Below are 22,024 nucleotides of genomic sequence, written 5' to 3'. Positions count from 1 at the left end.
GCCGCTCGCCGTGGTGGCAGTTGTCCACTCGGTAGGCCGTGTATCAGCCGCAGCTAGACGGGCACCACGAGTCGCCAGATGTCGCTGACTGCGACGGGCCGCATCCCGACCGCCAGATACACGCCGACCGCGGGGGTCGGGTTCGAGGTGTCGACATGCGGGATGGTTCCACTGCGGCCGGCGGCGGCGTCGAGGGCGAACGCGTCCCGCAGCAGGAACTTGGCCAATCCACGCCCGCGTGTTTCCGGCAGAACGCCGAGGCGCCCGATGTACCCGCGGTTGTCGTCGCGGAAGTTGTCGTCGCACTCCCGGACGGCGACCGCCCGACCGTCGAGCTCCAGCACGGTCAACTGGGACCAGTCGAAGGTGGACCGGCTCTCCCGCGACAGCACCCAGTCGTCGTACGGGCGGGGGACCGAGGCCGGTTGGTCGCCACGGTCATCCCGCGCTCTTCGGCCAAAGCCGGCTTGACGTGATCCTCCGAGAGCATGCCCAGGCTGATCGTGACTTCATCGGCGCCACTCCGCCGCGCCTGCTCGGTCGCCTGCTGGATGCCCCGCTCGATCGCCCGGTCCAGCAGCCAGCCGGCGACCGCCGCGTCGGCGCTCGTGACCTCGATGTTGGCCCTCGCCGTGGTTGCACGCACAGCGGTCGCGCTGCCGACGACGGCGTCGCCGTGGAAGACCAGCCAAGTGTCGCTGGCGAGCTCGAGCGCCGGATCGCGCAGGTAGTTGGCAACACCCTCGGGGCTGTACTTGGAGAACCCGATCAGCGCCGAGCAGTAGGCCCCGAGGTGAGCGTTGATCACCGCGACATCGCTCAGCCTCATCGGTCGCACGGTCAACCCGGAGGGGAGGGCGGTGGTCGGTAGCGTCATTGGGCCGTGGTCAGTCGCAGTCTGCCGATGTACCCGCGGTTCTCGACCGCGGCGCGGTTGCGGGCGGCGAGCAGCGCGAAGATCGCCTCCGCGTCAGCCGCCTCGGGCGGTCGGGTGGTGAGGCCCTCGGGCAGTGCGGCGGTCATGCACACATCGTGGAGAACGACCGCCGCACTGTCTAACGCATTAGCAGGCCTTCACCCATTCACTCTCGGAGCAGGGACCGGTCGCCTGGGCGCTTCGGGCGGTGTCCGGAGCGATCGCGGCGACCGGGGCCTGGTCGGTCCAGGAGGCGAGCGTGATGCCCACCGCGTCCTCGATCGAGCGCGGGCTGACCAGGTAGTTGTTGCTGATCATCGAGAACGCCAACTTCCGGCCGTCCTTGGTCGACACGTAGCCGGACAGCGCGGTGACACCAGTCAGCGAACCGGTCTTGCCGTGCAGGTTGTTCGCCGCCGGGCTGTTCGGCATCCGGCTCCGCAAGGTGCCGCCGACGAAGCGGTCGGGGTTGCCGGCGATCGGCAGCGCGTCGTACCACTGCTGGAACCAAGGCTCCTTGCGCGCCGCGATCAAAATGTCGGTGACGCTCTGGGCGGTCACGTTCACCTTGCGGGAGAGGCCGGAACCATCGGACAGCCGGATCGTGGCCGTGTTCACGCCGACGCTCTTCGCGTAGTCCGTGACGACCTTGAGTCCGGCGGACCAGCTGCCGTTGGCGGCCGCGACCGCGCCCATCGTCTTGACCAGGGTCTCGGCGTGCATGTTGTTCGACAGCTTCAGGAACGGGTTCATCAGCTCGCCGACCGTCATCGACTCGTCCCGTGCGAGCATCCGGGCCGTGCTGGGGGTCGCCGACGTGCGGATGCGCCCGTCGACGCGGACGCCCTGCGCGTTCAGCGCCCGCCGGAACACGTCCGCGGCGTAGGTTGTGGGCTCCCAGACGGTGACCCATTCCTGTCCGGCCGTGGTGTCGTCGGCAGGGACCGAGCCCGTGACCCGGACGATATTGGTGCCGTGATCCCGCTCGATGCTCAGCGTGTTGGCCGAGCCGGCCGGGCCCGTCGTCGCGGTGTTCACCAGTTTGATCACGTCGTTGGCCGGAACCAGACTGAGCTTCACCGGCGAGCCGGCCGCGGCACCGGGCAGGCTTTCGACAATTGCCGTGCCCGAGTCGTAGTCGGTGTTGGGGGCGAGGGTGAGCGCGGAGATCTGGGCTGAGTAGTAGAACGGCTCGTCGTCCCAGGACCAGGTGTCGCCGAGGCGGACATGGTCGAAGTACGTGTCGTCCGCGACCAGGTCGCCGTCGATCCGCTTGATGCCGGACTGCGCGATCTTCTTGGCCAGCCAGACGTAGTCGGACTCGAGCGAGGTCGGGTCGCCGTATCCCTTCAGGTAGAGGTCGCCGCGCAGCTTGTCGCCGCGAACCGGTGCGGTCGCCAGTACGTCGGTGTGGAACCGGAAGCCGGATCCGAGGGTGTGCATCGCGGCGGTCGAGGTGAACAACTTGGTGTTCGACGCCGGCAACAACCGGGTCGTGCCGTTGCGGTCGTACAACGTCTCACCGGTGGTCGCATCCCGCACCACCAACCCGACCTGCGAACCCTGGTACCGCGAATCGTTGAGCAGCGTGTCCAGGCGCTGCTGCAACGGCGTCGCTTGCACTGCCGCAGGCGCTCCGACGGACTGAGTCACCAGTCCGGCCGTCGCGGCCAGCGCGGCGGCGACGGCGATCACCCCACGGGGTGACACTCTCGGTAAGTATTTCACGAGAACTCCTAGACCTCGGGCGGAAATCAACTACCGGGAGTCTCTACCCCGTGCCGCCGCTGGTCCAGCAGTCAGCAAGATTCGAACGGGGGGCGGACCGCCAACACTCACCAGACCCTGTTCAGGGCCCGCGGCTGAGCGGGGTCGGTGAAGGATGCGGGAGGTTGGTGAGTGTCGGCGGTCCGGGTTGTCGCAGGCCTCGCGCTCCAGGTGTTCCTGCATGGCTGGATGAACGGCTCGCGGCACCTGTACGTCGCCGACGTCGGCTGGGCGAACGACTACCCGGTGGTCCGGGGCAGCCGGGTCCGGACCGAGGCGGAGCGCGGCATGCTGAACAACTGCCGGGTCCGCACTGGAGCCGCCGGCGCCTCCCAGGGGGCGGTGGCTGCCTACATCGACTTCCCGGATTCCTGGGTCCAGAACAGCGTCTATGCCCCGGTCGCCGGCAGCTACACCCTGTACGTCGGCTACGCGAACGGCACGAGCACCACCGGCACCCACGGCGTGGTTGTCAATGGCAACAACCAGGGGGTGGTCAGCTACCCGTTGACCGGCTGGGACAACTGGCGCGAGGCGTCCACCTCGATCACCCTGGCCGCGGGCTGGAACACGGTCCGCCTGACCAAGGGTGACTCGTACACGGAGGTGGATTACCTCGAGTCGCAGTGACCACCGGCTCCAGGTGTGGCGCAGTACGGGCGTTCTGGGCCGGGGCTCGTAGGCTCGGTCCAGGACAACGTACAAACGGGGAGCCTGAAGCAGCAGATGGCAAAACCACCAGAACAGGTTTCCGGCGGCCGCCCGCGGCGCCGGTCCCCGAGCTGGCTCGACCTGCGCCGGACCACCAGAGGCCTGCAGGCGATGTTCTACGGCGGGCTGGCCTCGCTGATCTCGCTGGCGATCACCTTCTGGACGCTGCCGCAGATCAGCAGCGACGGGCGGATGCCGATCCTCCGCCTGGTGGTCATCCTGGCCGCGATCGGACTGGTGGTGCGCTGGATCCTGGCCGGGATCGCGATCCTGATCGGCTCGGTCGGGGTGCTGGTCGGCGGCCTCCTGTCGCAGTTCGGGGTGGTCTACCTCGGCGTCACGCTGGATCCCGGCGTCACCCTGCACGGCGGCCCTGAGGCGTTGCTGCTGGTGTCGATCGTGATGTCCTCGGTCAGCGCCCTGGTCGGCTGGCTCGCGTACGCCGGCAGCGACGACGCCTACATGTCAGAGGTGATGCGCGGCGTTCGGCGGAGCGCCCGCCGGGCCCAGGCGGCACCGAAGACAGGCCTGCTGATCGTCCAGCTCGACGGCCTTTCGGCACCGCTGCTGAACTGGATGGTGCTGGCGGGCAATCTGCCCAATCTGGGCGGCTGGATCCGCGATGGCAGCCACTCGATGGTCGAGTGGTACACCGGCGTACCGGCGACCACGCCGGCCAGCCAGGCGGGCATCCTGCACGGCGGTTCCGGTCAGATCCCGGCCTTCCGGTGGTACGAGAAGGAGAGCGGTCGGGTGATGGTGACGAACCGCGCCCGGGACGCCGCCGAGATCGAGGCCCGGATGTCGACCGGCCGCGGCCTGCTTGCCGACGGCGGGGCCAGCATCAGCAACAACTGGTCCGGGGACGCGCCCGTGTCGCTGCTCGTGTTCAGCAGTGCCGCGCTCCCGACCGGCCGGAGCCGCGGCTACGTCCGCTTCTTCACCAGTCCCCAGGGTGCCGCCCGGGGGTTGGTGCTGTGTGTCGCGGAGATGATCAAGGAACTCCACCAGGCGCGCCGGCAGCGCCGGCGGAACCTGATCCCGCGGGTCAAGCGCGGCGGTTCGTACATCTTCCTGCGGGCGATCTCGAACGTGCTGCTGCGCGACCTGAACGTCTCCCTCATCACCGAGCAGCTGGTCAAGGGGACGCCGGTGATCTACACCGACTTCGTCGACTACGACGAGGTGGCGCACCACGCCGGCCCGACCCGGCCGGAGTCCCTGCAGACGCTCGAGGGGCTCGACCGGGTGCTCGGGGCGCTGAAGCGGATCATCGACACGCTGCCGCACTCGTACGAGATCGTCGTGCTGTCGGACCACGGGCAGAGCCAGGGGGCGACCTTTCTGCAGCGCTACGGCCGGACCCTGACCGAGGTGGTGAACGACCTGGTCGACACCACCAAGGCGGCCGTGGCGGCCACCGGCAAGTCGGAGGGTTGGGGACCGGTCAACGCGTTCCTGACCGAGCTCAGCGTGCGCCGGACTGTGGCGGGCACCGTGACCCGGAAGGCACTGCACGGGAAGGCAGCCCACGGCGAGGTCGAGCTTGGCCCGAAGGACTGCGAACCGCCGGTCGCCGCCGACGAGCAGATGGTGGTCACGGCCTCCGGCAACCTCGCGCTGCTTTACCTCGCGACCACCCCCGGGCGAGTGCCACTGGAGGAGATCGAGCTGCTGCATCCGCGGTTGATCCCCGGCCTGGCGACGCATCCGGGCGTCGGGTTCGTGGTCGTCGACTCGCTGGCCGAGGGCCCGGTGGCGATCGGCCGGGCCGGCGTCCACGTGCTCCGCTCAGGACGGGTGGAAGGCATCGACCCGCTCACGGCGTACGGCGAGTTGGCGGCGGCGGCCCTGCTGCGGCAGGCCGAGATGCCGCACAACGGCGACATCGTGGTGGTCAGCAGGTTGGACGACTACACCCACGAGGTGGCGGCCTTCGAGGAGTTGGTCGGGTGTCACGGTGGCATCGGCGGCTGGCAGACCGATGCCGTGCTGGTGCACCCACGCCGCTGGGTGGTGGACGAGCCCCCCGTAGGCTCCGACGCGGTGCACGCCCTCCTCGTCAGCTGGCTCGAAACCCTCGGCCAACGCAACGACGAACCCGCTGCATCCGAAAGTCTGGCGGAACGTGTCGCCACTTCTTCGGACGCGAACGTGGAGGCCTGAGAGTGCGGATCACCTGGTGGGGACACAGCACCACCACCATCGAGGAGAACGGGACCCGGCTCCTGACCGATCCCGTGCTGACCTCGCGGATCGCGCATCTGAGGCGTCGGCGGGGGCCGGCACCGTTGCCGGCGGCCGCCGACTGTGACGCGGTACTGATCTCCCACATGCATGCGGACCACCTGCATCTCAGCTCGCTTCCGCTGGTCGCGCCGGACGCCGCGCTGGTCGTACCGCGGGGGACCGCGCGGCTGATCAAACAGGACAGCGGAGCGGAGATGGCGGACCGGTGCATCGAAGTTGCCCCCGGCAACCAGGTGCGGATCGGCGGGCTCGACATCACCGCGATCACGGCCGCGCACGACGGTCGTCGGCTGCCCTGGTCGTCGCACCAAGGACCCGCGCTCGGGTACCGCATCGAGGGTTCGCCCAGCGTATGGTTCGCGGGCGACACCGACCTGTACGACGGGCTCGCGGCCGAAGCTGGTCCGGTGGATCTGGCGCTGGTACCGGTGGGCGGCTGGGGTCCCACCCTCGGCGAGGGTCATCTGGATCCCGTGCGCGCGGCCGAGGCGGTCCGCCGCGTCGGGGCGCGTATCGCAGTACCGGTGCATTTCGGTACGTTCTGGCCGATCGCTTGTGACTGGCTGAAGCCCGAGTTGTTCCTGCCGCCGGGGGACAGGTTCAGGGCGGCGATGCATGAGGTGGATGCTGCGGTGAAGGTCGAATTGCTGGAGCCGGGGGGGTCGACTGAGGTGGTTCATCGATGACGGCTGGGTCCGACTTCGACTTCTGGTATCTCTGCGTGCTCGCCGGGGCCGTTCTGCTGGGTGCGGTGTTGCCGGTGCTCCCGACGGGCGCGGCCGTGTCCGCCGGCGCCGTGCTGGCCTCCCACAGCAACCCCATCGGGCTGGTCGGCGTACTGATCGCGGGCGCGGGCGGTGCGTACCTCGGCGACCTGATCGTGTACGCCGGGTGCCGGTTCGGGGGAGAACGCCTGGCCAAGCGGATCGGGTGGCTGCGCGACAACGCCTCGCTGGACGCGCTCCGGGTGCGGCTGGCCGAGCACGAGGTCACCGTGCTGCTGACGTCGAGGTTGATCCCGGGTGGGCGGGTGCCGGTGTTGCTCGCCGCCGGGCTGGCGGGGTATCCATGGCAGCGGTTCGCCGTGGTGGACCTGACCGCTTCGTCGCTGTGGGCAGCGGTCTACATGGCGATCGGGCTGCTCGGCTACGTGTTGTTCGACAAGCCATGGCAGGGGGTCGTCGCCGCGATCGTGCTCGTGCTGCTGGTCACGGTGATCAGCAGCCTTGTGCAACGCGCGCGGAGGAAGGCTGCTGCCGCGCAGGCCGCTGGTGCTGAGGAACTGGGTGCCGAGGAACCTGCCTCCGGCGCGGAGGCTGCTTCAGACGCCGAATGAGGTGGTGCGGAGAGCCTCGATCGTCTCCGGGTCGCCTTCGAGTTCGACCTGGGCGACCGCCTGACGACCGAAGCAGAAGAGCATGAGTTCGGCTGGTTCACCCGTCAGGGTGACCGAGCCGCTGTCCGTCGGCTTCTTCGCGACGGATTCCGTGCCGTCGGGGAGCCGTAGTACGAGGCCGCTCGGGGCCTTGCGGGTCATGCCCTTCGCCGAGAGCCGGATCTGCTTCCACAGGCCCTGCTGCTGTTCGGCGGGCAGGTCGCGCGGCTGGAAGTCGGGGACAGCGCGGCGGACGTCCTCGTGGTGGACGAAGTACTCGGCGGTGTTGAACTGGGCGCCGAGGCCGGGGAACGAGTAGATCGAGAAGGTCGGCGGGCCGTTCCGCACCTTGTCCACGATCTCTGTGAAGGTGTGGTTGGCCTTCGCCCGGGCCATTCGCCGCTCGGTGGTGTCCGACAACGCCGGGATCATGATCCCCGGGCCTGCGAGCGGATCGTTCTCGCGCACGTACAGGTGGACCGCCAGATCGTGCGTCGTCCAACCCTCACACAAGGTGGGCTGATCCGGTCCCACAGCGTCGAAGAGATCACACAAAGCGAGTCGTTCTACCTTGCTGTAGTCGGTCACAACTCGATCGTAGTTGTCGGCGCCCAATGGCAGAATGTCATTCGTTGTCAGTCACGTGGCTGGCTACGCCCCTGACAGTGTCGTCTTAAGGATGGTCGCGTGCCGGTGCCCAAGGTCCCCAGCAAAGGGAGTGTGACCCGGCGCGGGTTCGCAGTCCTGCGCGTCGCCATCTCCGAAGAGCCGTGGGTCTTCGCGTTCTCGGTGCTCGCGAGCGCCCTGTACGGCGCGATGACCGTGGCCGACGGGTGGGCGCTCGGCTGGGCCACGGATCACGTGATTCGCCCGGCCCTCGAGCGCGGCGACACGACCTTCGGGGCCGTGGCGTCCCTGATCTCGTTGTTCCTCGGCATCGCCGTGCTGCGGGCGATCGGTGTGGTCGGCCGGCGGGTCGGAGCCGGCGTCATGCAGTTCCGCCTGCAGGCGACGTACCGGCAGCGTGTCACCCGGCAGTACCTGAAGCTGCCGCTCGAGTGGCACCACCGGCACCCGACCGGTCAACTGCTGTCCAACGCGAACGCGGACGTCGAGTCGACCTGGTACCCGATCGCCCCGCTGCCGATGGCCGTCGGCGTGATCGCGATGCTCGCCTTCGCCACCGCGGCCATGTTCGCGGCCGACCCGTGGCTCGCGCTGGTCGGCTGCCTGGTCTTCCCGCTGGTCTTCGTCGCGAACGTGATCTTCCAGCGGACGCTGCAACCACTCGCCACCCGCGCCCAGGAGTTGCGCGCGGACGTCTCCGAGGTCGCGCACGAATCGTTCGACGGCGCCCTGGTGGTGAAGACGCTGGGCCGCGAGGCCGCGGAGACCGAGCGCTTCAAGCAGCCCACCTTCGCGCTGCAGGACGCGAACATCGCGGTCAACCGGGCTCGCGGCGCGTTCGACCCGGTGATCGAGGGCCTGCCGCGGATCGGCGTACTGGCTGTTCTGCTCGTCGGGGTCGGCCGGGTCCGATCGGGCGCGGCCGATGCCGGTGACGTGGTCCAGGTCGCGTTCCTGTTCACGCTGATCGGCTTCCCGATCCGGGCGCTCGGTTGGGTGCTCGGTGAGCTCCCGCGCTCCGTCGTCGGCTGGGACCGCGTGCAGCGGGTGCTCACCGCCGAGGGCGGGATGGACTACGGCTCCGAGCGGCTGACCTCGTCCGGCGCCGCCCGGCTCGAGGTGGCGGACGTCCGCTTCGGGTATCTGCCCGATCGAGACGTTCTCGCCGGCGTGGACTTCACTGTGGAGCCCGGCCGCACAGTGGCGGTGGTCGGCCCGACAGGTGCGGGCAAGTCGACGATGACCACCCTGCTGACCCGGCTGGTGGATCCCGAGGAGGGATCGGTCAAGGTCGACGGGCTGGACCTGCGGACGCTCGCCCGCGACGAGTTGGCCGGTTCGGTGGCGCTGGTCGCGCAGACCGCCTTCCTCTTCGACGACACCATCCGGGGCAACATCACCCTCGGCGGCGCCTACAGCGACGAGGACGTGTGGGACTCGCTTCGCATCGCGCAGGGCGACGGATTCGTGAGGTCCCTGCCGAACGGCCTGGACACGAAGGTCGGCGAACGCGGTACGACGTTGTCCGGCGGGCAGCGGCAGCGGATCGCGCTCGCCCGGGCCCTGGTACGGCGTCCCCGGCTGCTGATCCTGGACGACGCCACGAGCGCGGTGGATCCGCAGGTCGAAGCGCGGATCCTGGCCGGGCTGCGTTCCGCCGTACAGGGTGCTGGGGCGGATACGACCGTGCTGGTGATCGCGTACCGCAAGGCGACGATCTCGCTTGCTGACGAGGTGTTGTTCCTCGACGAGGGCCGGATCGCGGACCACGGGTCCCACCTCGAGCTGCAGGAACGGTCGGCGGCCTACCGGGAGCTGGTCGACGCCTACGAGAAGGATGCCGCGCGGCGTGAGGAAGAGGCGGCGCTGGAAGCAGAAGTCGCCGGCGAGCTGGACGAGTTCGACACCGAAGGAGCGTCCGCGTGAGCGCCGCAGAGGCCACCAGGCTCGACCACGGCGACCAGGCGGGCGGGCTGGAGACGCTCCGCCAGGGCGTCCGGGTCTCACCCGAGCTCGCGCGCGGCTGGTGGATCACCGGGTTGCTCGCGCTGACGATGACAGCCGGGCGGATCGTCGTACCGATCGCTGTCCAGCAGACGATCGACAAGGGGCTGTCGGGGCCGGGTGGTCCGGACATGTCGTTCGTGGCGTGGATGGCAGCGGCGTGTGCGGTGGGTGTGCTCGTCACCGGGGTCGCGTCGTACTTCACCACCGTGCGGCTCGCGACGAACTCCGAGCGCGGCCTGGCGACGATGCGGATCAAGGCATTCCGGCACGTGCACGACCTGCCGGTGCTGACCCAGAGCACGGAGCGCCGTGGCGCCCTCGTCAGCCGGGTGACGTCGGACGTCGACACGGTCTCGCAGTTCCTGCAGTTCGGCGGGTTCATCTTCCTGGTAAGCATCGGGCAGATGGTCCTCGCGACCGTGGTGATGTTCTTCTACTCGTGGCAGCTCGCGCTGGTGGTGCTGGTCTGCTTCCTGCCGTTGTTCGCCAGCCTGCGGTACCTGCAGGGCAAGATGTCGGCGGCGTACGGCGTGGTGCGCGCGAAGGTCGGCGAGATGCTGTCCGCGATCGCCGAGCCGGTGGTCGGTGCCCAGGTGGTTCGGGCTTACGCGATCGAGAAGCGGACGCAGGAGCGGATCGACGCATCGATCGAGGACTACCGGCGGACCGCGACGCGGGCTCAGGCGATCACCGGTATCACCTTCTCGATCGGCGGTCTGGCCGCCGGTCTCGCGAACGCCGGCGTCCTGACCGCGGGCGTGCTGCTCGGCATAGACGGGAATGCGACGCTGGGCGAGATCCTCGCGTTCATGTTCCTGGTCGCGCTGTTCTCCGACCCCGTCCAGATCGCGACGCAGGTGCTGACCGACGCGCAGAGTGCCTTCGCCGGCTGGCGTCGTGTGCTCGGCGTGATCGCGACCCCGGCCGACGTGGTCGACCCCGGACCTGACGGCGTGACCCAGGCCCGCGGCCCGGTGACGGTGGAGTTCGCCGACGTGAATTTCGCCTACCCCGAGGGCGAGCTCGTACTGCGGGACGTCGACGCGCGGCTGGAACCCCACCGCCGGGTCGCGGTAGTCGGCGAGACGGGCTCGGGGAAGACCACCTTCGCCAAGTTGCTGACCCGGCTGATGGACCCGACCTCGGGTGCCGTGCTGCTCGACGGCGTGGACGCGCGGGAGATCTCCTTCAGCTCGTTGCGGGAGCGGGTCGTGATGGTGCCGCAGGACGGGTACCTCTTCGATTCCTCGCTCGCGGAGAACGTCCGCTTCGGCCGCCCGGACGTGACCGATGGTCAGTTGCTCGACGCCTTCGAATCGCTGGGGCTGACCGACTGGCTGGAGTCAATGCCGGACGGGCTCGATTCGCCCGTCGGCCAGCGCGGTGAGTCGCTGTCTGCCGGTGAACGTCAGCTGGTCGCGCTCGTTCGCGCGAACATCGCCGATCCCGACCTGCTCGTGCTCGACGAGGCGACCTCGGCGGTCGACCCAGGCACCGAGGTGCGGGTCAACGCGGCCCTCGAGCGACTGATGACCGGGCGCAGCTCCGTGACGATCGCTCACCGACTGTCGACCGCGGAAGCCGCCGACGAGGTGCTGGTCTTCGACGACGGCCGCATCGTCGAGCGAGGTCCGCATGCCGAACTGGTCGCCGCGGGCGGCGTCTACACCCGCCTTCACGCCAGCTGGATCGCCCAGCGCTCAGAACTCTGAGCACTGGTCCCGAGCGAGCGCCCCGAAACGTGCCCCGAGATGTGCCCCGAAACGTGCCCCGAAACGTGCACAGAAGCACCCACCGACGGCCTCGACCGGTGGGTGCTTCTGGGTGAACTGCGGGTCGGAAAGGGGCTGCCAAGGCCAACCCGCAGCCCGGCTCAGCAGGCCGGTGAGGCGGCCTGCGGGGTTCAGCGGGCCGCGTCTCGGCCCGCGGCCGGATCAGTGCGCCGGGGTGCTGCCGTTCTCGCGGCCAGCGCCCGGCTGCGGTACCAGCAGGAACTCCACGCCGCCCTTGTCGTCGACAGCGGCGTCGAGGATCTTGTCGTCCAGGGCGGCCGCGGCATTGGGCTCGAGGAACACGCGTGCGCCGCTCTCCTCGACCACCTGGTCGCCCTGCAGCGGCGACTCCGTCGTCGTCACGGCCAGTGACGGGTCCGCCGGGTTGTCCTGCGAGATCCGGACACCGGCACCCTCTGGTGCTCCGTCGACGCCCGTGATGCTCTTGATCACCAAAGTGGCGTTCTCAGTCAGGGTAAGCACAACTTCTCCTCGCATCGATTTGCGGTGAGCGCCTCCCGTGCCCCATCCCTCGATCCACAAACATCCCCGTCCGGAACCCGCCCACCCCCGCCGCCGAGGCTGCCGCAGAGGCGCCAGGGTGGCGGAGTGGGGGTCGCCTGGTGGGTTCTTCGGCGGCTGGCGGCCTGCAAGGCGCTAGCGGGCGAAGAGGCCGTTACCGGCGGTCGAACCCCCGCGGTGGCCGCCGCACCCGGACCAACCCCGTACCCGGACCAACCCCCGTACCCGGACCAACCCCCGTACCCGGACCAACCCCCGTACCCGGACCAACCCCGTACCCGGACCAACCCCGTACCCGGACCAACCCCGTACCCGGACCAACCCCGTACCCGGACCAACCCCGTACCCGGACCAACCCCGTACCCGGACCAACCCCCGCGCTCATCCGCCACACCGCTCGTGAGCCAGTCCCGATCTGTGCGCGGAGTCGCCGGGTTCGGCCAGTCGAAAGTGGGGTGCGGGATGTCGGTGGGGTGGTGTGTGATCGGGGTATGACGATTTGGTTGGGGACGCCGGGGGTCGAGGGGTTGGCAAGCGTGGCCGAGAAATTGGGGGAGTGGCAGAGCGATGGGGGGCCGGTGCAGCTGCATCCGGGGGATCTCGGGTGGTTCCATCGCTTCGGGGCCGAGCACACCGCGAACTCGGTGCGGCTCTGGGAGCGCGATGGTCAGACGCTCGCGATCGGTCTCCTCGACGAGCCCGACATGCTGCGCCTCGCGCTCGCGCCGACCGCCTTCGAAGACGAGGAACTCGCTCAGCAACTGGTCGCGGATGTCGCGCCTGAGCGCGGCGTACTGATCGAAGGGACCGTGTACCTCGAAGCTCCGACGGGGGCGCGGATCCACGATCTGCTGTTCAAGGAGGGGTGGGACCTCGACCAGCCGTGGACACCGCTGCAGCGGGACCTCGCCGACCCGGTGGAAGATCCCGGCCTGCGGGTCGACGTGATCGGGCCGGACGACGCGCCGGTCCGGACCGCGGTCCAGCGCGCCTCGTTCGACGGGTCCACCTTCACGGATGAGCGGTGGCACGCGATGGCCGCCGGCGCGCCGTACGGCAGCGCCCGATGCCTGGTCGGGAGGGACGGCCGGGGCGAGGCGGTCGCCGCGGTCACGGTGTGGTCCGCCGGGCCGGGGAAGCCGGGGTTGCTCGAGCCGATGGGCGTGCACCGCGACTTCCGCGGCAACGGCTACGGGCAGGCGATCACGCTCGCCGCGGCCGCCGCGCTGCGCGACGACCTCGGCGCATCGAGCGCGACCGTGAGCACCCCGAGCTTCAACGTCGGCGCGATCGCCACCTACCGCGCGGCCGGCTTCGAGGCGCTTCCGGAGACCCGGGACCAGATCCGCAGGGCCTAGCGCCGACCCGACCAGCCGGCGCCGCAGCCCGGGCAGGCTGCGGAGTTCAGGCAGCCACCTCGTCCGCGGCCCGTAGTACGCGAAGGATGTTGCCGCCGGCAAGCTTCGCGAGGTCCTCGTCGCTCCAGTCGCGGTCGGCCAGGGCGCGGAAGAGCGCCGGGTACGACGCGACGTCCGGCAGCCCGACCGGGAACTCCGGACAGCCGTCGTAGTCGCCGCCCAGCCCGATGTGGTCCACCCCGGCCACCTCGCGGACGTGCTCCACGTGCGCCACGACGTCCTCGAGAGTCACCTGCGGCTTCGGCACGTCGTATGCCTCCTTCAACTTCTTCTGGTCCGCCGGCTTCAGCGGGTCGAGGTCGAACTGGGTCGCGGCCTCACGAGCCCCGGCCACCCAGTCGACAAACGCCTGCGAGACGAAGTACGGCACGAACGTCACCATGCAGACGCCGTCGTTGCCGGTCAGAGTCGTCAGTACGTCGTCCGGCACGTTGCGCGGCACGTCGCAGACCGCGCGGGCGGACGAGTGGCTGAAGATCACCGGCGCGCTGGTGACCCGGAGGGCGTCGCGCATCGTGTCGGCCGAGACGTGCGAGAGGTCGACGAGCATGCCGATCCGGTTCATCTCCCGAACCACGTCCTCGCCGAACTCGTTCAACCCGCCGAGCACCGGCTCGTCCGTGGCGGAGTCGGCCCACGGGACGTTGTGGTTGTGCGTCAGCGTCATGTAGCGAACACCCAGCGACCGCATCACCCGGAGCACCGCGAGCGAACTGTCGATCGAGTGGCCGCCCTCCATGCCCATCAGCGAGCCGATCCTGCGCTCCTTGAACGCCTGCTCGACCTCGTCCGCGGTGTCGGTGAGCGCGAGGGAGTCCGGGAACCGGGCGACGAACTTCTGCACGAAGTCGATCTGCTCGAGGGTGCGCCGGACCGCGTCCGCGTCCTCCGGGACCCACAGTGACCAGAACTGGGCGGCGACCTGGCCGAGCCGCAGCCGGGGGAGATCGGTGTTCAGCTTCGGCACCGAGACGCTCAGGTCGTACGCGTCCAGGTCGTATCCGGCGAGCTCGTAGAAGGCGATCGGTAGGTCGTTGTGGCCGTCGATCAGCGGATTGTCCTGCAACAGGCCCTGCACCCGGGCAACACTCGTCGTCATGGCGTCATCCTGTCAGGGCCGCGCCCGGCCCCGCGACCCGTGGAGCGTCCCACCCGGACCCCGCGTGGTCGGAGCAGGGTCGGCGATCGGGGACAATGGGTCGGTGAGCATCGAGGATCTGACCTTCGACGCGGCCGGACTGATCCCCGCCGTGGTGCAGCAGTACGACACTCGCGAGGTTCTGATGGTCGGCTGGATGAACGCCGAGGCAGTACGCCGTACTGCCGCGACCGGCCGGAGCACCTTCTGGTCGCGCAGCCGCCAGGACTACTGGGTCAAGGGCGAGACCAGCGGCAACCGGCAGTTCGTCAAGCAGATCCTCGTCGACTGCGACGCCGACACCCTCTTGGTCCTGGTCGACCAGGAAGGCCGGGCCTGCCACACCGGCACCCGCAGCTGCTTCGAGCACGGCGAGATCGAGGTCACCGCATGAGCTCCGGCGGCACCCCGAACCTGGAGACCTTCCGCGAGTACGCGAAGGACCGTCGCGTCATCCCGGTGACCCGCCGCCTGCTGGCCGACGCGGAGACCCCGATCGGCGTCTACGGCAAGCTCGCCGCCGAACGCGAAGGCACCTTCCTGCTCGAGTCCGCCGAGAACGGTGGCGTCTGGTCCCGCTACTCCTTCATCGGGGTGCGTTCGGCCGCGACCCTGACCGAGCGGAACGGCGAGGCGGTCTGGAGCGGCAACCCGCCGGTCGGCCTGCCACAGACGGGTGACCCGCTGCAGGCGCTCCGCGAGACGCTGGAGATCCTGCACACGCCCCGGCTGCCCGATCTGCCGCCGCTGACCGGTGGCATGGTCGGCTTCCTCGGGTACGACGCGGTCCGCCGGCTGGAGAAGTTGCCGGATACAACGATCGACGATCTCGGCCTGCCCGAGCTGACCTTCCTGTTCGCCACCGATCTTGCCGCGCTGGACCACGAGACGGGCGAGATCTGGCTGATCGCGAACGCGGTCAACTGGGACGACTCGGACGAGCGGGTCGACGAGTCGTACGCCGATGCCGTTCGACGCCTCGACGCGATGGAGCAGGACCTGGCCCGGCCGACCCCCTCGTACGTCGTACAGGCGGATCGTCAGGCGAAGCCGGATCCGCACCGGCAGCGGTCCAGCGCGGAGTACATGGAGGCTGTCGAGCACGCCAAGGAGGAGATCCGCGCGGGCGAGGCGTTTCAGATCGTCGTGTCCCAGCGGTTCGAGTTGCAGACCACGGCAAGCGCGCTCGACATCTACCGCGTGCTTCGCAGGTCCAACCCCAGCCCGTACATGTACCTCGTGCGGCTGGACGGGTTCGACATCGTCGGGTCCAGCCCCGAGGCGCTGGTGAAGGTCACCGACAACAAGGTGATCCTGCACCCGATCGCCGGCACCCGCCCGCGCGGTGCGACGCCGGAGGAGGACCACGCGCTGGAGCAGGAGCTCAGGGCCGACGCCAAGGAGCGGGCCGAGCACCTGATGCTGGTGGACCTGGGCCGCAACGACGTGGGCCGGGTCTGTGCGCCTGGCACCGTCGAGGTGATCGACTTCATGGACGTGCGGCGCTACAGCCATGTGATGCACCTGGAATCGACTGTCACGGGCCGCCTGGCCGCGGGCAAGACCGCCTTCGACGCGCTCACCGCGGCGTTCCCGGCCGGGACGTTGTCGGGGGCCCCCAAACCGCGGGCGATGGAGATCATCGACAAACTCGAGGTGACCCGGCGCGGCGTCTACGGCGGGGTGGTCGGCTACCTCGATTTCGCCGGTGACGCCGACACGGCGATCGCCATCCGTACCGCGGTCCTCCGCGGCACGACCGCTTACATCCAGGCCGGTGCGGGCATCGTGGCGGATTCGGACCCGGCCTCCGAAGACGCGGAATGCCGCACCAAGGCAGCCGCCGTACTGAACGCCGTCGCCGTCGCGGGCACGTTCTCCGAGATCTGATGCGCCCGCAAAGACTGGTGGACATCCTGGCCTTGGTGGCGCTGGTCCTGCTCGGATTGTCGGGCTACCTGACCTGGTCCATCGCCGACCCGGGCAGCGGCCGCCCGGTGGTGAACTTCAACGGGTACGCCGTGTCCCGCGCGCCCGTGACGCTGGCGCTGGCCGCGGTGGTGGCCGTGGTCGTCACCAAGCTCGCCGGTACCGCGCTGCGCCGTGTGCTGGCCGGTCTGCTCGTCTTCATGGGTGCTGCTGCCATCGGAGTCGCGCTGCAGATCCGACCGGACGCGAACGAGCTGAGCAGGCTCCGTCCGGAGCTCAGTCAGGCGGTCACGGACCGGGTGGTGCTGAGCACCGGACCCGCTCCCTGGCTCGCCCTGGCCGGCGGAGTCGCGCTCCTCGCGGCAGGGGTGATCGCGGTTCTCACAGCGCACAACTGGCGGCGCCCCACGGTGCGTTACGAGCGTGATCCGGCCGCCACACCAGCCGATCAATGGAAGGCGATCGATGCGGGCGAGGACCCGACGATCTGAGCTCGGCGGGCTACCGCCACAATAGGACAGGACGACGACGAGGAGTGGCGCCAACGATGGACAATACGACCGCAGACCAAACGGCGACGTACGAGAGCGAAGAGGCCCACGCGGGTGGCCTGCACGGCAGTACTCCGGCGGCCTGGACCGCTGTGGCCATCGTGCTGGTCGCCTTCACGGTCGGCGCCATCGCGATGGTCATGGGCCCGAACTGGCTGCTGTTCTGGATCTCGGTCGGGATCGCCGTCGCCGGCGGCCTGGTCGGCAAGGTGATGCAGCTGCTCGGCTTCGGTGCACGGTCCAGCGACCACCACTGACGGACGGACCACAACATGACTGTGCTTGACGACATCCTCGCCGGGGTTCGGGAGGACCTCGCGGAGCGCCAGGCGCGGGTGAGCCTGGACGATCTGAAGCTGGAGGCGCAGCGCAAGCCCGACGCCAAGGACCCGATGCCGGTGTTCCGTGGCGACGGGATCGCGATCATCGCCGAGGTGAAGCGGTCGAGCCCGTCCAAGGGCGCCCTGGCCGACATCGACGACCCGGCCGCACTCGCCTCGGAGTACGAACTGGGCGGCGCGGCGGCGATCAGCGTGCTGACCGAGCAGCGGCGGTTCGGCGGCAGCCTGGAGGACCTGCGCGCGGTGCGCGGACGGGTCGACGTACCGGTGCTGCGCAAGGACTTCATCATCTCCTCGTACCAGCTCTGGGAGGCCCGCGCGGCCGGTGCCGACCTGGTCCTGCTGATGGTGGCGGCGCTCGAGCAGGAGGCTCTGGTCTCGCTGATCGAGCGGGCTCACTCGATCGGACTGTGCCCGCTGGTGGAGGTGCATGACGAGGAGGAGACCCGGCGTGCGGTGGACGCCGGCGCCCAGCTGATCGGCGTGAACAACCGCGATCTGAAGACGCTCGAGGTCGACCGGAACACCTTCGCCCGGGTCGCGCCGGTGATCCCGACCAACCTGGTCCGGGTGGCGGAGTCGGGCGTCCGGGGCCCGCATGATGTAATCGAGTTCGCGCGCGCCGGGGCCGATGTCGTCCTCGTCGGTGAAACCCTGGTGACCGGCCGCGATCCTCGCGCCTCGGTCGCCGACCTCGTCGCTGCGGGATCGCACCCCGCCATCCAGCAGCGTCACTGAGACGTGCGGACCCCTCGCTCGGCGGGGGCTGTCCGGCAGACGTGAAGAAACCCTTGCCCGCGCAGGGGTTCGGAAGGCTGAGACGATGACCGCTGTGCTGCCCGATCAACTCGGGCACTTCGGCCGCTTCGGCGGCAGGTTCATGCCGGAGGCGCTGATCGCGCCGCTCGACGAGCTCACCAAGGCGTGGCAGGAGGCGATGGCCGACAAGGCCTTCACCGAAGAGTTCGAGCGGATGCTGCGCGAGTACGCCGGCACCCCGAGCCTGCTCTACGACGCGACCCGGCTGTCGGACCTCGCCGGTGCGCGGATCCTGCTCAAGCGAGAAGACCTGAACCACACCGGCGCGCACAAGATCCGCAACGTGCTCGGTCAGGCGTTGCTGACCAAGCGGATGGGCAAGAGCCGCGTGATCGCCGAGACCGGCGCCGGCCAGCACGGCGTCGCCACCGCGACCGCCTGCGCCTACCTGGATCTCGACTGCGTCGTCTACATGGGCGAGGTCGACACCGAGCGGCAGGCCCTGAACGTGGCCCGGATGAAGCTGCTCGGCGCCGAGGTGATCCCGGTCAAGACCGGCAGCCGCACGCTGAAGGACGCGATCAACGAGGCCCTGCGCGACTGGGTCGCCAGCGTCGACGACACCCACTACCTGCTCGGTACGGCGGCCGGCGGCCACCCGTTCCCCGCGATGGTGCGCGACTTCGTCCGCGGCATCGGTGACGAGGCACGCGCGCAATCGCTGGAGTTGTTGGGCCGGCTGCCGGATGCGGCAGTCGCCTGTGTCGGTGGCGGTTCCAACGCGATCGGCCTGTTCGCGGCGTTCGTGCCCGACACCGGCGTGAAGCTGTACGGGATCGAGGCTGGCGGCGACGGCTACGAGACCGGCCGGCATGCCGCCACGATCACCGCGGGCCAGATCGGCGTACTGCACGGTGCCCGGTCGTACCTGTTGCAGGACGACGACGGGCAGACGATCGAGTCGCACTCGATCTCGGCCGGCCTGGACTACCCGGGCGTCGGCCCGGAGCACGCCTGGCTCGCGGAGACCGGCAGGGCGACGTACCGGCCCGTCACCGACGCGGCGGCGATGGAATCGTTCCGGTTGCTGGCCCGCACCGAGGGCATCATCCCGGCGATCGAGTCGGCGCACGCGGTGGCCGGCGCGCTGGAGATCGCGAAGGAACTGGGGCCCGAGGCGATCATTTTGGTGAACCTGTCCGGCCGCGGTGACAAGGACATGGACACGGCCGGCGAGTGGTTCGGCCTGATCGATGCGGAAGGCAACAAAGCATGAGCGACCTGGTTGCCTTGGGCAAGGCGGGGACCGCGATCCGGGCGGCGAACGACGCCGGCCGGGCCGCGCTGGTGGGCTACCTGCCGGCCGGCTACCCGACCATCGAGGGCGGCGTCGACGCGATCAAGGCGCTGGTCGACGGCGGTGCGGACGTGGTCGAGATCGGCCTGCCGTACAGCGATCCCGTGATGGACGGCGTGACGATCCAGCGGGCGGCCGAGATCGCGCTCTCCGGCGGTCTCCGCACCAGGGACGTCCTCAGCACCGTCGAGAAGCTCGCCTCGTACTCCGAGGTCCCGGTGCTGGTGATGACGTACTGGAACCCGGTCGAGCGGTACGGCGTGGACCGGTTCGCGGTCGATCTCGCGGCCGCCGGGGGAGCAGGGCTGATCACCCCCGACCTGATCCCCGAGGAAGCCGCCGAGTGGACCGCCGCCGCGGACAAGCACGAACTGGACAAGGTGTTCCTGGTCTCGCCGTCGTCCACGGACGAACGGATCGCGCTCACCACCGCGAACTGCCGGGGATTCGTCTACGCGACCGCGGTGATGGGTGTCACCGGTGCCCGCGAGCAGCCGTCGGATCTGGCCGGACCGCTGGTGGCGCGGACGAAGGCAGCCACCGAGCTTCCCGTCGGGGTCGGCCTCGGCGTGTCCAACGCGGACCAGGCGGCGGGCGTCGCGGCGTACGCGGATGCGGTGATCGTGGGCTCGGCGTTCGTGAAGGTGCTCGCGGCGGGTGGCGCCAACGGCGTACGGGAGCTCACGGAGAGTCTTGCCGAAGGCGTCCGGCGGGAACCCCGCCCGACCCCTGCTCGTTAGTAGCACCGTGAGTCGAACCAGGAACGCGGCCTTTTTCCTCGCCGCGGTGGCTCTGCTTGCCCTCGTGGGCTGCAGTGGCGGTCAGAAACAAACGGCGGACAACCCGGGCGGTGCGATCATCCGCACCCCGGCCGGCGACCCCAACGGGTTGCGGGGGGCGACGCTGGACCGGCCGTACTCACTGCCCGCGGCGACGCTGACCGATACGTCGGGCAACCAGTTCAACCTGGTCACGTCGACGAAGAAGCCGGTCACGCTGGTCTTCTTCGGTTACACGAACTGCCCCGATGTGTGTCCGACCGTGATGGCCGACGTGGCGTCCGCGCTGACCAAGCTCGACGAGTCGGTGCGCAGCCAGGTGCAGCTGCTGTTCATCACCACCGACCCGGCTCGTGACACCGGGCCGGTGATCCGTAAGTATCTGGACCGTTTCGACCCCTCGTTCGTCGGGCTGACCGGGTCGCTGGCGTCGATCAAGGACATCGCCAAGGCGGTCGGCGTTCCGGTGGAAGGCATGAAGAAGCTGCCGTCCGGTGGCTATGAGGTCGGCCACGGCGCTCAGGTGCTCGGGTTCGGCGCGAACGACAAGGCCACCGTGCTGTGGTTGTCCAACGCGGCCATCGGCGACCTGGCGCACGACTTCGGCAAGCTCGTGGAGGAGAACCAGTGAAGACTCAGCCGTGGTTTCCCTGGGTGTCGCTGGTCGCCCGGCTGGTTCTCGGTGGCGTGATGCTGGTGGCCGGCGCGATCAAGGTCACCGACCCGGTCTCCGCGACGCAGGCAGTCCGCGCCTACGAGCTGTTGCCGTCGGCGCTCGACGGCCCGGTGGGGCTGATCCTGCCGTTCCTGGAGATCGCAATCGGATTGCTGTTGATCGTCGGTTTCGGTGTCCGGCCGGCCGCGCTCGCGGCAGGTGTTTTCATGGTGGTGTTCATCGCCGCGGTGTCCTCCGCCTGGGCTCGTGGTCTGGCGATCGACTGCGGCTGCTTCGGCGGCGGCGGCCAGGTCGCCCCCGGCCAGACGAAGTATCTGCAGGAGATCCTGCGGGACGTCGGTCTGCTGGTACTCGCGGGCTGGCTGTGGTTCAAGCCAAACAGCAAGTTCGCGCTTGAATCGGATCCGTATGTGTCGACAGGAGTAACAACGCCGTGAGCAAGACCAAAGCACCACCGAACCCGCTGCTGGCCACGCGCAGGCGGATCTCGCCCGGCATCGTCGTGGTGGTCGTGCTGGTGCTCGCCATCGTCGCGGCCGTCGGGGTCGACTACTACCGCAAGCACTCCGCGGTCAGCGTCACCTCCAGCGGTAAGCCCGAGCCGGCCGTGATCACCGGTCCGGGCACGACCGGCAAGGGCGTCACCGTCGGCAAGGCAGGCGCCAAGTCGAACATCGACCTCTACCTGGACTTCCGCTGCCCGCACTGCGCGGAATTCGAGAGCGCGACCGGCTCGACCCTGGACCAGCTGGTCGAGAACGGCACGACCACGATCACCTACTGGCCGCTCGCGTTCGTCAGCCCGCAGGACTCACCTCGGCTGGCCAACGCATTCGCCGCGTCCGCCGCGAACGGCAAGGGGCTGAGCTATGTCGACGCGATCTACGGTGACTTCTCCAAGGCTTGGACGACGGATCAGCTGATCTCGCTCGGCAAGCAGCTCGGCGTCGACGACGCGAAGTACGAGGCGGCGGTGAATGGCAACAGCTACGCCGGCTGGCTCGACTCGATCGCGCAGGCCGCCAACGATCGCAAGGTGGAGGGCACTCCGACCGTTTTCGTGAACGGCAAGATGCTGACCGCTGAACAGCTGACCCCCGCGGGCATCAAGGCGGCCGTGGGCTGACTC

24 protein-coding genes are annotated in these 22,024 nt (G+C 69.3%); 17 read left to right on the top strand and 7 right to left on the bottom strand.

Annotated features, from left to right (window positions below):
* Positions 1-53 precede the first annotated feature (53 nt).
* The 4 genes from ABD210_RS25430 to dacB are packed head-to-tail and all read right to left on the bottom strand — an operon-like array spanning position 54 to position 2,626.
* Entirely contained in the window at positions 54-344 is a 291-nt protein-coding gene (locus ABD210_RS25430) for a GNAT family N-acetyltransferase (protein WP_344115103.1), read from the bottom strand.
* A gap of 2 nt (positions 345-346) precedes the next feature.
* On the bottom strand, positions 347-829 hold the full coding sequence (locus tag ABD210_RS25425) for a hypothetical protein (RefSeq protein WP_344114616.1): 483 nt from the start codon (positions 827-829) through the stop codon (positions 347-349).
* A gap of 44 nt (positions 830-873) precedes the next feature.
* On the bottom strand, positions 874-1,023 hold the full coding sequence (locus tag ABD210_RS25420) for a hypothetical protein (RefSeq protein ID WP_344114615.1): 150 nt from the start codon (positions 1,021-1,023) through the stop codon (positions 874-876).
* 40 nt (positions 1,024-1,063) lie between these two features.
* The gene (gene dacB, locus ABD210_RS25415) at positions 1,064-2,626 is read right to left on the bottom strand and encodes a D-alanyl-D-alanine carboxypeptidase/D-alanyl-D-alanine endopeptidase (protein WP_344114614.1); all 1,563 of its coding nucleotides are present in this window, start codon (positions 2,624-2,626) and stop codon (positions 1,064-1,066) included.
* A gap of 189 nt (positions 2,627-2,815) precedes the next feature.
* Here dacB and ABD210_RS25410 point away from each other — a divergent pair, with 189 nt between their 5' ends.
* From ABD210_RS25410 to ABD210_RS25395, 4 genes are all read left to right on the top strand, one after another.
* On the top strand, positions 2,816-3,313 hold the full coding sequence (locus ABD210_RS25410) for a CBM35 domain-containing protein (protein ID WP_344114613.1): 498 nt from the start codon (positions 2,816-2,818) through the stop codon (positions 3,311-3,313).
* 96 nt (positions 3,314-3,409) lie between these two features.
* Positions 3,410-5,560 (top strand): alkaline phosphatase family protein, encoded by a 2,151-nt coding sequence (locus ABD210_RS25405; RefSeq protein ID WP_344114612.1) that lies wholly within the window; start codon positions 3,410-3,412, stop codon positions 5,558-5,560.
* A 2-nt stretch (positions 5,561-5,562) separates the two neighbouring features.
* Entirely contained in the window at positions 5,563-6,330 is a 768-nt protein-coding gene (locus tag ABD210_RS25400; RefSeq protein ID WP_344114611.1) for an MBL fold metallo-hydrolase, read from the top strand.
* Positions 6,327-6,980 (top strand): DedA family protein, encoded by a 654-nt coding sequence (locus ABD210_RS25395; protein WP_344114610.1) that lies wholly within the window; start codon positions 6,327-6,329, stop codon positions 6,978-6,980. Before ABD210_RS25400 ends, ABD210_RS25395 begins: the two co-directional genes overlap by 4 nt.
* Here ABD210_RS25395 and ABD210_RS25390 read toward each other — a convergent pair.
* Complete coding sequence (locus ABD210_RS25390; RefSeq protein WP_344114609.1) at positions 6,966-7,607, bottom strand: TIGR03085 family metal-binding protein; 642 nt, start codon at positions 7,605-7,607, stop codon at positions 6,966-6,968. The two genes, ABD210_RS25395 and ABD210_RS25390, sit on opposite strands and share 15 nt — an antisense overlap.
* A 99-nt stretch (positions 7,608-7,706) precedes the next feature.
* On the opposite strand from ABD210_RS25390, the gene ABD210_RS25385 reads away from it, so the two are divergent.
* Positions 7,707-9,572, top strand: coding sequence for an ABC transporter ATP-binding protein (locus tag ABD210_RS25385; RefSeq protein WP_344114608.1), 1,866 nt, complete (start codon positions 7,707-7,709; stop codon positions 9,570-9,572).
* Positions 9,569-11,365 (top strand): ABC transporter ATP-binding protein, encoded by a 1,797-nt coding sequence (locus tag ABD210_RS25380; protein ID WP_344114607.1) that lies wholly within the window; start codon positions 9,569-9,571, stop codon positions 11,363-11,365. The genes ABD210_RS25385 and ABD210_RS25380 overlap by 4 nt, the downstream gene beginning before the upstream one ends.
* A 222-nt stretch (positions 11,366-11,587) precedes the next feature.
* Here ABD210_RS25380 and ABD210_RS25375 read toward each other — a convergent pair whose 3' ends face one another.
* Entirely contained in the window at positions 11,588-11,908 is a 321-nt protein-coding gene (locus tag ABD210_RS25375) for a Fe-S cluster assembly protein HesB (RefSeq protein WP_344114606.1), read from the bottom strand.
* Positions 11,909-12,438: 530 nt separating this feature from the next.
* Here ABD210_RS25375 and ABD210_RS25370 point away from each other — a divergent pair.
* Complete coding sequence (locus tag ABD210_RS25370; protein WP_344114605.1) at positions 12,439-13,305, top strand: GNAT family N-acetyltransferase; 867 nt, start codon at positions 12,439-12,441, stop codon at positions 13,303-13,305.
* A 46-nt stretch (positions 13,306-13,351) separates the two neighbouring features.
* On the opposite strand, the gene ABD210_RS25365 is transcribed toward ABD210_RS25370, so the two are convergent.
* Complete coding sequence (locus ABD210_RS25365) at positions 13,352-14,464, bottom strand: dipeptidase (protein ID WP_344114604.1); 1,113 nt, start codon at positions 14,462-14,464, stop codon at positions 13,352-13,354.
* Between the two features lie 103 nt (positions 14,465-14,567).
* Between ABD210_RS25365 and hisI the strand changes: the two genes are divergently transcribed.
* From hisI to ABD210_RS25315, 10 genes are all read left to right on the top strand, one after another.
* Positions 14,568-14,897, top strand: a complete 330-nt coding sequence (gene hisI / locus ABD210_RS25360) for a phosphoribosyl-AMP cyclohydrolase (RefSeq protein ID WP_344114603.1) — start codon at positions 14,568-14,570, stop codon at positions 14,895-14,897.
* Positions 14,894-16,393: an anthranilate synthase component I gene (locus tag ABD210_RS25355; protein WP_344114602.1), complete on the top strand. Its 1,500-nt coding sequence runs from the start codon at positions 14,894-14,896 to the stop codon at positions 16,391-16,393. The genes hisI and ABD210_RS25355 overlap by 4 nt, the downstream gene beginning before the upstream one ends.
* Complete coding sequence (locus ABD210_RS25350) at positions 16,393-16,923, top strand: Trp biosynthesis-associated membrane protein (RefSeq protein ID WP_344114601.1); 531 nt, start codon at positions 16,393-16,395, stop codon at positions 16,921-16,923. The genes ABD210_RS25355 and ABD210_RS25350 overlap by 1 nt, the downstream gene beginning before the upstream one ends.
* A 56-nt stretch (positions 16,924-16,979) precedes the next feature.
* A complete protein-coding gene (locus ABD210_RS25345) occupies positions 16,980-17,240 on the top strand; it encodes an HGxxPAAW family protein (protein WP_344114600.1) in 261 nt (86 codons plus the stop codon).
* A 15-nt stretch (positions 17,241-17,255) separates the two neighbouring features.
* Positions 17,256-18,062, top strand: a complete 807-nt coding sequence (gene trpC / locus ABD210_RS25340; RefSeq protein ID WP_344114599.1) for an indole-3-glycerol phosphate synthase TrpC — start codon at positions 17,256-17,258, stop codon at positions 18,060-18,062.
* A gap of 85 nt (positions 18,063-18,147) precedes the next feature.
* A complete protein-coding gene (trpB, locus tag ABD210_RS25335) occupies positions 18,148-19,359 on the top strand; it encodes a tryptophan synthase subunit beta (protein WP_344114598.1) in 1,212 nt (403 codons plus the stop codon).
* The gene (gene trpA, locus ABD210_RS25330) at positions 19,356-20,180 is read left to right on the top strand and encodes a tryptophan synthase subunit alpha (RefSeq protein WP_344114597.1); all 825 of its coding nucleotides are present in this window, start codon (positions 19,356-19,358) and stop codon (positions 20,178-20,180) included. The genes trpB and trpA overlap by 4 nt, the downstream gene beginning before the upstream one ends.
* Before the next feature lie 7 nt (positions 20,181-20,187).
* On the top strand, positions 20,188-20,850 hold the full coding sequence (locus ABD210_RS25325) for an SCO family protein (protein ID WP_344114596.1): 663 nt from the start codon (positions 20,188-20,190) through the stop codon (positions 20,848-20,850).
* Positions 20,847-21,332, top strand: a complete 486-nt coding sequence (locus tag ABD210_RS25320; protein WP_344114595.1) for a MauE/DoxX family redox-associated membrane protein — start codon at positions 20,847-20,849, stop codon at positions 21,330-21,332. Before ABD210_RS25325 ends, ABD210_RS25320 begins: the two co-directional genes overlap by 4 nt.
* Positions 21,329-22,021 (top strand): DsbA family protein, encoded by a 693-nt coding sequence (locus ABD210_RS25315; protein WP_344114594.1) that lies wholly within the window; start codon positions 21,329-21,331, stop codon positions 22,019-22,021. Before ABD210_RS25320 ends, ABD210_RS25315 begins: the two co-directional genes overlap by 4 nt.
* Positions 22,022-22,024 lie beyond the last annotated feature (3 nt).

The sequence above is a fragment of the Kribbella alba genome, assembly GCF_039529635.1.
GTDB lineage: Bacteria > Actinomycetota > Actinomycetes > Propionibacteriales > Kribbellaceae > Kribbella > Kribbella alba.
Note: the sequence above shows the minus strand (reverse complement) of the source record. Positions and strands in the feature narration are given on the sequence as shown.

What these genes read in the sequence shown, in the direction of transcription:
- trpB (WP_344114598.1), top strand. Translation starts at nt 18,148, where the DNA reads ATGACCGCTGTGCTGCCCGATCAACTCGGGCACTTCGGCCGCTTCGGC.
- trpA (WP_344114597.1), top strand. Translation starts at nt 19,356, where the DNA reads ATGAGCGACCTGGTTGCCTTGGGCAAGGCGGGGACCGCGATCCGGGCG.
- ABD210_RS25425 (WP_344114616.1), bottom strand. Translation starts at nt 829, where the DNA reads ATGAGGCTGAGCGATGTCGCGGTGATCAACGCTCACCTCGGGGCCTAC.
- trpC (WP_344114599.1), top strand. Translation starts at nt 17,256, where the DNA reads ATGACTGTGCTTGACGACATCCTCGCCGGGGTTCGGGAGGACCTCGCG.
- ABD210_RS25365 (WP_344114604.1), bottom strand. Translation starts at nt 14,464, where the DNA reads ATGACGACGAGTGTTGCCCGGGTGCAGGGCCTGTTGCAGGACAATCCG.
- ABD210_RS25420 (WP_344114615.1), bottom strand. Translation starts at nt 1,023, where the DNA reads ATGACCGCCGCACTGCCCGAGGGCCTCACCACCCGACCGCCCGAGGCG.
- ABD210_RS25405 (WP_344114612.1), top strand. Translation starts at nt 3,410, where the DNA reads ATGGCAAAACCACCAGAACAGGTTTCCGGCGGCCGCCCGCGGCGCCGG.
- ABD210_RS25370 (WP_344114605.1), top strand. Translation starts at nt 12,439, where the DNA reads ATGACGATTTGGTTGGGGACGCCGGGGGTCGAGGGGTTGGCAAGCGTG.
- ABD210_RS25345 (WP_344114600.1), top strand. Translation starts at nt 16,980, where the DNA reads ATGGACAATACGACCGCAGACCAAACGGCGACGTACGAGAGCGAAGAG.
- ABD210_RS25355 (WP_344114602.1), top strand. Translation starts at nt 14,894, where the DNA reads ATGAGCTCCGGCGGCACCCCGAACCTGGAGACCTTCCGCGAGTACGCG.
- ABD210_RS25350 (WP_344114601.1), top strand. Translation starts at nt 16,393, where the DNA reads ATGCGCCCGCAAAGACTGGTGGACATCCTGGCCTTGGTGGCGCTGGTC.
- ABD210_RS25395 (WP_344114610.1), top strand. Translation starts at nt 6,327, where the DNA reads ATGACGGCTGGGTCCGACTTCGACTTCTGGTATCTCTGCGTGCTCGCC.